The 8,451-nt window shown below is 70.7% G+C and carries 11 protein-coding genes; 5 read left to right on the top strand and 6 right to left on the bottom strand.

Going from position 1 to position 8,451, the window contains the following annotated elements; translation table 11 throughout:
• The coding region (locus tag VNM44_RS05670; RefSeq protein WP_325623573.1) for a ferritin at positions 1-419 on the bottom strand (419 nt) is incomplete at its 3' end.
• 71 nt (positions 420-490) lie between these two features.
• A complete protein-coding gene (locus VNM44_RS05675; RefSeq protein WP_325623575.1) occupies positions 491-955 on the bottom strand; it encodes an Hsp20/alpha crystallin family protein in 465 nt (154 codons plus the stop codon).
• A gap of 87 nt (positions 956-1,042) precedes the next feature.
• On the opposite strand from VNM44_RS05675, the gene argF reads away from it, so the two are divergent.
• The 5 genes from argF to VNM44_RS05700 all read left to right on the top strand — a co-directional run bounded on the left by argF (position 1,043) and on the right by VNM44_RS05700 (position 4,402).
• The gene (gene argF / locus VNM44_RS05680; protein WP_325623577.1) at positions 1,043-1,987 is read left to right on the top strand and encodes an ornithine carbamoyltransferase; all 945 of its coding nucleotides are present in this window, start codon (positions 1,043-1,045) and stop codon (positions 1,985-1,987) included.
• Between the two features lie 2 nt (positions 1,988-1,989).
• The gene (locus tag VNM44_RS05685) at positions 1,990-2,316 is read left to right on the top strand and encodes a metallopeptidase family protein (protein WP_325623579.1); all 327 of its coding nucleotides are present in this window, start codon (positions 1,990-1,992) and stop codon (positions 2,314-2,316) included.
• A gap of 137 nt (positions 2,317-2,453) precedes the next feature.
• Positions 2,454-2,696: a hypothetical protein gene (locus tag VNM44_RS05690; RefSeq protein WP_325623581.1), complete on the top strand. Its 243-nt coding sequence runs from the start codon at positions 2,454-2,456 to the stop codon at positions 2,694-2,696.
• Between the two features lie 69 nt (positions 2,697-2,765).
• Positions 2,766-3,494 (top strand): hypothetical protein, encoded by a 729-nt coding sequence (locus VNM44_RS05695; protein WP_325623583.1) that lies wholly within the window; start codon positions 2,766-2,768, stop codon positions 3,492-3,494.
• Positions 3,495-3,736: 242 nt separating this feature from the next.
• Entirely contained in the window at positions 3,737-4,402 is a 666-nt protein-coding gene (locus VNM44_RS05700; protein WP_325623585.1) for a hypothetical protein, read from the top strand.
• A 69-nt stretch (positions 4,403-4,471) separates the two neighbouring features.
• Here the strand turns inward: VNM44_RS05700 and VNM44_RS05705 are convergent, their stop codons facing one another.
• The 4 genes from VNM44_RS05705 to VNM44_RS05720 all read right to left on the bottom strand — a co-directional run.
• The gene (locus VNM44_RS05705) at positions 4,472-5,200 is read right to left on the bottom strand and encodes a head GIN domain-containing protein (protein ID WP_325623587.1); all 729 of its coding nucleotides are present in this window, start codon (positions 5,198-5,200) and stop codon (positions 4,472-4,474) included.
• A gap of 150 nt (positions 5,201-5,350) precedes the next feature.
• Complete coding sequence (locus tag VNM44_RS05710; RefSeq protein ID WP_325623589.1) at positions 5,351-6,556, bottom strand: cobalamin-independent methionine synthase II family protein; 1,206 nt, start codon at positions 6,554-6,556, stop codon at positions 5,351-5,353.
• Between the two features lie 24 nt (positions 6,557-6,580).
• Positions 6,581-7,237 carry an XRE family transcriptional regulator gene (locus tag VNM44_RS05715; RefSeq protein WP_325623591.1) on the bottom strand — a complete coding sequence of 219 codons (657 nt, stop codon included), beginning with the start codon at positions 7,235-7,237 and terminating at the stop codon, positions 6,581-6,583.
• The coding region (locus tag VNM44_RS05720) for a transketolase C-terminal domain-containing protein (protein ID WP_325623593.1) at positions 7,234-8,451 on the bottom strand (1,218 nt) is incomplete at its 5' end. The genes VNM44_RS05720 and VNM44_RS05715, both read right to left, overlap by 4 nt.

Genomic DNA, 8,451 nt, shown 5'->3' on the forward strand with positions numbered 1-8,451 from the left:
GTGACGACGTCGAGGAGCGCGGACATCGACGAGACCTCCTCGCGCTGCTCCTGGAGGAACCAGTGCATGAACTGCTCGGCGACGAGGTCGCCTTCCTCACGTGCCGTGATCGCGAGCTGCTGGATCTGGCCGGTGACGCGCTTTTCCTGGTCGAGCGCCAGCTGGACCGGGGCGACGACGTCCGCGAAGTCGACCTGCGGCGCCTCCACCGCGGGGATCACGACCTGCTCGTCGGCGTCCAGGAGATACTGCACCATCATCATGGCGTGGTTCCGCTCCTCGACGGCCTGTCGGTAGAAGTGGCCGGCGAGCTGCGGGAGGGTCTGCGCGTCGTAGTGGACGGCGATCGCGACGTACTGCTGCGACGCGCCGAACTCGTACGCGATCTGCTCGTTGAGGGCTTCCGTGTATCGCGACATGCGAAGACTCTAACGCCGGACGCCGGAGGCGGCCCGGGGGCCGCCTCCGAGAGAACGGATGACTCGGTCGCTCAGTTCGCGGACGCGTCGACGTCGGCAGGCGCCGCTCCGAGCTGGATCCGGCGAGGCTTCGCCTCCTCGGGCTTCGGCACGCGAACCTCGAGGACGCCGTCCTTGTACGCGGCGGCGATCTTCGAGTCGTCGACGCCGGCCGGCAGGCCGACGGCGCGCGAGAAGCTTCCGTAGCGCCGTTCGTAGCGGAAGAAACGGTCGCTCTGCTCCTCGGTCGCTCGACGCCGCTCACCCGTCACCGTGAGAGTGTCGTCCGCGACCTCGATCGAGATCGCGTCCTCGGCGAGCCCGGGCAGGTCGAACGCGTAGACGACGTCGCTCTCCGTCTCCCAGACGTCGAGCGCAGGCACCCAGCCCTGCGCCGAGCGGCTGCGGTTCTCGAACAGGCCGTCGAACAGCCGGCCGATCTCGCCCTGCATCTGCGCGATGTCGCGGAAGGGCTCCCAGCGTACGAGTGTGGACATGGTTCCTCCTTCGCAGAGAAATACTAGAGTCTCGATTATAAAATATGCGTCGCTTCATAGCAAGTTCTCTGGGAGTACGATCGCGCCATGGCGGGGGTCCCCCAGACGCTCAAGGGACGGAGCTTCACGCGTGTCTCGGACTGGAGCCCCGACGAGCTCCGGACAGCGCTCGACCTCGCCGACGAGCTGAAGGTCGAGCGCTCGCGCCGCCGCGAGCTTCGGATCCTCCCGGGGCGAACCGTGGGGCTCATCTTCCGCAAGCCCTCGACACGGACGCGGATCAGCTCCGAGGTCGGGATCGCGGAGCTGGGCGGCATGGCGCTCTACGTCCCCGCCGCCGACCTCCAGCTCGCGCGCGGGGAGTCGACGCGCGACACCGCGCTCGTCCTCTCCCGCTTCCTGAGCGGCATCGTGATCCGCACCTTCGACCAGGCAGAGGTCGACGAGTTCGCGCAGCACGCGACGATCCCCATCGTCAACGGCCTCACCGACGCAGCCCATCCCCTGCAGGCGCTCGCCGACGCGATGACGATCCGGGAGCGGTTCGGGACGCTCGCGGGCGTGCGACTCGCTTACCTCGGCGACGGGAACAACGTCTGTCGCTCGCTGATGCGCATCGCGGCCCGGACCGGCGTCGACTTCGTCGCCGCGTGCCCCGACGGCTACCGCCCCGACGATGCGGACGTCGCCTCGTGCCGCGAGGACGCAGCCGGGAGCGGCGGGAGCGTCGAGGTCGTCACGGACGCCGGCGAGGCGGTCGCCGGAGCGCAGGTTCTCTACACGGACGTCTGGACGAGCATGGGCCAGGAGGCGGAGCACGACCGGCGCATCGCAGACCTCGAGCCGTACCGTCTCGATGCCGAGAAGCTGGCGCTCGCGGGGCCGGACGCCATTGCGCTCCACTGCCTCCCCGCGCACGTCGGCGAGGAGATCACCACGGACGTCCTCTACGGCGACCGCTCTCTCGTCTGGGATCAGGCCGAGAACCGGCTGCACGTCTACAAAGCCGTGCTCGCCCTGACCGTTCGCTGACCGTGTCCTTCGACGACGTCGTCCGCCAAGCGCTCGACAGCCTGCCGCCGGACATCGCCGGCGCACTGCGGAACGTGGCGGTGGTCGTGGAGGACGAGGACCCACAGGATCCCGACCTCTACGGTGTCTTCGACGGCGTCCCGCTGACCGAGGGCGGCCCGGGGCCGGGCGACCTCCCGAACCGGATCGCGATCTTCCGCAGGCCGCTCGAGGCGGACTTCGACGACGTCGACGAGCTGCGCGAGGAGATCCGGATCACGGTGCTGCACGAGCTCGGCCACTACTTCGGGCTCGACGAGGACCGCCTCTCCGAGCTCGGATACGAATGAACACCGTCCTCGACGTCGTCACCTGGGCCGCCGTGATCGTCGGCGCCCTCGCGATCGCGCTCTTCCTCTTCGCCCGCCGCGGCTGAGTCCCGTTTAGCCGCGGGAATGTTCGGGCATCCAGGAGCGTTGTGTCGTCCATGGACACCATCTCGCGGTTCCACACGGAGATCGAAGAGTTGAGCGAGCGACGAGTCGCGCTCTGGAACTCGCTCTCCCAGGGTCGTGATCCGGTCGTCGTCGACGAGATCAAGGCGCTCGACGCGCGGCTCGAGGAGCTCTGGGCGAAGATCCGCGCCGAGCGCGCCCGCATCCGCTTCGGCGAGCGGGACGAGATCGTGCGCAGGGCACGGGCCGAAGAGCGGCTCGAGCGAGCGGCGTAGCCTCCGACAGAACCCGCAGTCGAGGCGTTTCCGGCAGGGAACGCTGCGGGTTCGCCGTACCATATGGTGGTGCTCGTCCGACGCGTCGACAGCGAGGAGGACCCCGTCGCGCAGGAGCGCCAGGCGCTCGCCGACCAACGCGCCGCGCTCGAGGCGCTGAAGCGCCAGCTCGCCGAACGGATCAGCGCCGTCAAAGAGCGCGAGGAAGAGCTGCGCGCCGCGATTGCCCGGGTCGCGGGCGGAAAGGCACCGGGTGTCGCGCTCCCTCCGCTCGTCGACCCGGACTCCGACCGCCTCGCGATTCGTGCGGCGGCGGTGGCCGAACGGGAGCGTGCGGTCGCGGCCCGTGAGGCTGCGCTCGGCGGCGTGCCCACCAACGGCAACGCGGAGCTGGCGGAGCGCGCTGCGAAGCTGGAGGCCCTCGCTCGGGAGCTCGAGGTCCGCGAACGCGCGGTCGAGGAGCGGGAGCGCACCCCGCCCGACCCCGATGCGGCGCGGCTCGCCGAGATAGAGGCGCGTCTCGACGAGCTTCGCGCGGCCGAGGAGGCGTTCCTCCGCACGCGGCGCGAGCTCGCCGACCACTCGGACGCGATCGCCGCCCGCGAGCAGCTTCTGGCGCAGCGGGAGCGCGAGCTCGACGAGCGCGACGACGGCTGGGGCGGCGCCGACGTGCGCGAGCTCGAAGCGCGGTTGCGGAGGCTCGAGACGCAGCGCACGGCACCCGGCGGGACGCCGGGGTTCAGCGGAGGCTTCCGCCGGCTCGAGCAGGAAGGCACCCGCCGGCCGCCGTCGGACTGAGCCGGGCGCCCGACGCCGCGCGGAGCGAAGCCCATCTGGATCGTCACGCAATGCGAGACGGGCGACGGCTGACTGAAGCACCTGAGGACGAGATGGCGGTATCCGGGCGACTGGGCCCCGTGGATCATCTGGGTGCCGCTGGTCAGCGCCGTCTGGCCGCTCCGGAAACGCACAGCGTCGTCACAGCCAAATCCCAGGTCGCGCAGGCTCAATGAGCATGTGACCCGACCGAAGGAGAACCGATGAGACGCAAGCTCGTGACCGTGGGGGCCGCGGCGCTCGCCGTGGCCGGTGGGGGCGCGGCGATCGCCGCGACGACCGGGGGCTCGCCGCAGGAGGAGAGCAAGGCAGTCGTCGAGGACGCCGCGAAGCAGCTCGGCGTCACGCCGAGCAGGCTGTCGAGCGCGCTGAAGCAGGCGCTCGAGAACCGTGTCGACGCGGCGGTCGCCGACGGCAGGCTGACGAAGGAGCAGGGAGATGCCCTCAAGGCTCGGATCGAGGCGGAGGACTATCCGATGCTCGGCGGTTTCGGGTTCGGCCATCACGGGGGCCCCGGGATACGCGGGTTCGGCCACCTCGACGCGGCCGCCGCCTACCTGGGCATGACGGAGACCGAGCTGGCGACCGAGCTCGCAGGCGGCAAGACGCTCGCCGACGTCGCGAAGGCGAAGGCCAAGTCGGTCGACGGGCTCGTCTCCGCCCTCGTCGCCGACGAGAAGCAGGAGCTCGACGCCGCCGTCGCGGCCGGGCGCATCACCAGGGCCCAGGCCGACGAGATGCTCGCGAATGCGAAGCAGCGCTTCACCGACATGGCGAACGGAACGCTGCCCGACCGTGGACACGGCCCCTTCGGCGCCCCGCCGGGCGCGCTCTGGTCGGGCTCGCAGCCCGACGGCCCGACGATCTGACGACGAGCTCGAGCCAGCCGAGAGGCCCGGAGGGGCCTCTCGGCCGTCACGTCGCGCGGCGGCCCGTGCTCAGCCGTGCATGACGACTCCGCTGCCGGTGACGCTGGTCGTCACCTGCGACGGATCGCCGCCGTAGAAGATCGCCCCGCTCCCCGACACCGTCGCGTCGAGAGACTTGGTCGCCGTGACGACGATGCGGCCGGAGCCGCTGAGCACCGCGTGGACATCCGACGCGGCGATCCCCTCGAGCTGCGCATCGCCCGAGCCGGCGTGCTCGACCTCGAGCGTCGTCGCCGTGCCGTTCGCGCGCAGGATGCCGCTGCCCGGCAGTGCCACGGTGAGGCGCTTTGCGTCGATTCCGTCGGCGACGACCGTCCCGCTGCCGCTGAGCGTCAGCGCGCGGAGGGTCGGGACCGTCACGTCGACGCTCATCGGCGCCTTCGTCGCCATGCTGCCCGGCGTCGTTCCGATGACGAGCTTCCCGCCTTCCACCGTGGTCGTGACGCGGTCGAGCAGGTTGTCGTCCGCCGAGACGACGACCGACTGCTCGCCGCCGACGTGGATGGTGACGTTGTTGCCGCCGGCCAGGTCGACGGCTGCGAAGGGCGCGACGTCGCGGGACTCGGTCGCGGGGACACCGGAGCCCTCGACGCCGACGCCGGACGACCTGTCCGCGACGTCGCCGTGGATCAGCAGACCGATCGCGATCCCCGCGACGACGAGCGCGACGGCTCCGGCAGCCAGAAGCCAGCGCCGATGCGGCGCATGGCCGTGGAGCGGTGTTGGAGCGACTGTCATCACTCCTCCTTCCAAAGTCCGGACCGCCGGAGGATCGCACGCAACGGCCGAGCCGCCATCGGGCGCACCACTGAAGCGCTGTGCGGAAAGACCGCATGCGGGGGGAGGGCCGCCGTCGCCCGGCGGCCCTCCCCCCGAGCCGAGCGGCGGTCAGGCCCCGACCGGCTCCGCCTGGCGTGCCGGCACGTCGACCTGGAGGTCGGGGTCGGCCGCCCGCACGTGCGTCTGCTCGGCACCGAGCTCGCCGCGCACGATGTTGGCGCCCTGGGCGAGCGCGGCGGCCTTGTACATCGCGATCGGGCGCGGGACGCCCTGGCGGCCGAAGCCGCAGTCAGAGGAGAGCACGAGCTTGTCCGCGTCGATGTACTCGAGCGCCGTGCGGATGTCGGCGGCGACGTCCTCGGGCGTCTCGACCTGGAGGCGCCGGTGGCTGATCATCCCGACGGCGACCTTCTTCGGGAGCTTCCCCTTGTACGGCGCGAACGCCGGCAGCAGCGTGTGGCCGTTCTCCTTCGACTCGATCGTCCACACGTCGCCCTTCAGGCGGTTCAGGTAGATGTCGACCGACGGCTCGTACGAGATCTGCGGATCGAAGCAGTGCTGCGCGCCGGGATTCCCCCAGCAGGTGTGGATCCAGAGCTCGCAGTCGTCGAGACCCTCGACCGTGTGGTTGAACAGGTCGACGAGGAAGTCGAGCACCTCCGCGGGCGCGCCGTAGGCGGCCGACGAGTGGATGGCGGGCTCCTCGATCTGGATCACCTTGCAGCCGGCGGCCTGGAGCTCGCGCAGCTCGGCGTTCAGGATCGTCGCGATGTCCCACATCAGGTCCTGCTTGTCCTGCGCGTAGGCGTCGGTCTTGACCGTGAGCACGGTCGCGGCGAGGTCGGCGGCGATCGTCCCGAACTTGACGGGCTTCTCGGAGCGCGCCTGCGCGACGCGCCAGACCTTCGCGAACTCGAGCGGGACGCGCGGCCCGATCTTGTCGGTCACCGCGTGGTACTTCCAGCCGCCGACGATCTCGTTGAGCCACGACCCGATCGGGTACGACCAGCCGAACGTCGTCTCCGTGTCGTACTCGGAGATGCCCGAGAAGCGCTCGGAGGGATACGAGAACCACGACCGCCCGGCGATGTCCGCGTCGAGGTGGTAGTCGCCGTTCGTGAGGATGTCGAGACCTGCGAGCTCCTGGTCGCTCAGCACCGAGCTGACGGCGTCGACGAACTGCTCGCGGTACGCAACGTCCGCCATTCCGGACGAGAACGGTCGCTCGAACAGGTTGCCCGTGAACCACGTCGGTCGCGGCCAGGAACCCGTGACGGTCGTCGGGAGGACGCGATCCTTGGTTGCTATCAGCACGTGAGGCTCCTTTCCGTCGGGCGGTCAGGTTCCGCCGGAGGATGACTGAGATCGGCGGCCGTCGCTCTGCCTCCCTGCGACGACCCAGATCGCCTCGGCCGGGCGATCTCCGATGGTCGACAGCCTGTGGGGAGAGGACGAATCGAACGAGATCGAGTCACCCGGCCCGAGCTCGTACCGCTCGAAGCCGACCTGCACTCGCAGGCGGCCGGCGATCATGTACCCGTACTCCTTGCCACCGTGTCGCATCAACGAGTCCTCGGGACACGACTCGCTGCCGACGTCGTAGACGACGCGCAGGAACTCGACGCCCGGGTCGGCGTCGGCGGTGAGCCGCTCCCACGTGACCCCGGATTCGAGGTTGATCAGCGCCCGCGCATCGGGAGTGACGAGCGGCGAATGCGCCGACGCCGCCGGAACCGACGATGCCTCGTCGGAGAACAGGTCGCCCATCCTGAGGCCGAGCTCGCGGGCGAGCGAGTAGAGCGTGCTCACGCTCGGGTTCACCTTGTCACGCTCGATCTGCGAGATGAGGCTGGCGGAGACGCCGATCCGGCGGGCGAGCTCACGGAGGCTCAATCCCAGCTGCTCGCGTTGCGCGCGCAGGCGCGGCCCGATGTGGGACGGCTCGTGCGTCTCCGCCGCCCCGGCGAAGGTCTGGTCTGCAGCGACGTCGGTCACCCGAGGCGCCTCGAGACCTCGGCGACGATGCGATCGGCCCCCGGCAGGTGAGCGTCCTCGAGCGGAGGGCTGTAGGGGACCGGCGTGTCGGGCGTCGTGATCCGCCACATGTCGTCGACGTCGCCGAGGCCGCGCTCCGCGACCACGGCGAGCACCTCGCCGCCCCAGCCGCCCGTCAGCGGGCCCTCCTCGACGACGACCACGCGCGTCGTCTTCTCGAGCGACGCGAGGATGGTGTCGCCGTCGAGCGGGCGCAGCGTCCGCAGGTCGACGACCTCAGCGTCGATGCCGTCCGCGGCGAGCCGCTCCGCGGCCGCGAGGCACTCGTGCACCCCGCGCATCGCGGAGACGAGCGTGACGTGACGCCCCTCTCGCACGATCGCGGCCTCGCCGATCCTGGCGGGCGCGCCGTTCACCTCGCCTTCGAGCCCGTAGAGGCGCTTGTGCTCGAAGAACAGCACCGGGTTGTCGTCGTCGATGGCCGCCCGCAACAGCGCCTTCGCGTCGGCGGGGAATGCGGGCGCGACGATCTTGACGCCGGGGACCCCCATGAACCACGACGCGGGCATCTGCGAGTGGATCGCCCCGAACCGCCCGCCCGCGCCCACGACCGACCGGATCACGACCGGCACCGAGACCTGGCCGCCCGTGAGGAACCAGTACTTCGACATCTGGTTGACGACGCTGTCCATCACGAGGGGCAGGAAGTCGCCGAACATGATCTCGATCACGGGTCGCAGCCCGTTCACCGCCGAGCCGAACGCCGCGCCCGCGAGCGCAAGCTCGGAGATCGGCGTGTCGAAGACGCGCTCGGCGCCGTACTTCTCGTAGAGACCGGGCGTGACCGCGAAGACACCGCCCGCGACGGCGACGTCTTCTCCGAAGAGGATCACCCGCTCGTCGGCGGCGAGCGCCTCGTCGAGTGCCTCGCGGACCGCGCTCCTGAAGTCCATGGTCGACGCGGTCGCCGCCGGCGCGGTGGTGCGCGGCGCACGAGCCTGCGCGGCCGGCGCCGCAGCAGGCGCGGCGCCGTCGGCGAGTGTCGCGATCGGCTCCCCGGGGTGGGCGGCGCCGCCTTCGCCGACGAGGATGCTCTCGAGGACGCCGTCGCTCTCGGCTTCGTAGACGACGGTCGCCTTGTCCGTCTCGACCTCGAGCAGCGGCTCGCCGCGCACGAACGACTCGCCCTCGGCCTTGAGCCAGCGAAGGACGAC

Source organism: Gaiella sp. (assembly GCF_035558935.1).
Taxonomy (GTDB): Bacteria; Actinomycetota; Thermoleophilia; order Gaiellales; family Gaiellaceae; genus Gaiella.

Coding starts and splice junctions, on each gene's coding strand:
- VNM44_RS05705 (WP_325623587.1), bottom strand. CDS start 5,200: ATGACAGTCGCTCCAACACCGCTCCACGGCCATGCGCCGCATCGGCGC.
- argF (WP_325623577.1), top strand. CDS start 1,043: ATGGCGGGGGTCCCCCAGACGCTCAAGGGACGGAGCTTCACGCGTGTC.
- VNM44_RS05690 (WP_325623581.1), top strand. CDS start 2,454: ATGGACACCATCTCGCGGTTCCACACGGAGATCGAAGAGTTGAGCGAG.
- VNM44_RS05675 (WP_325623575.1), bottom strand. CDS start 955: ATGTCCACACTCGTACGCTGGGAGCCCTTCCGCGACATCGCGCAGATG.
- VNM44_RS05700 (WP_325623585.1), top strand. CDS start 3,737: ATGAGACGCAAGCTCGTGACCGTGGGGGCCGCGGCGCTCGCCGTGGCC.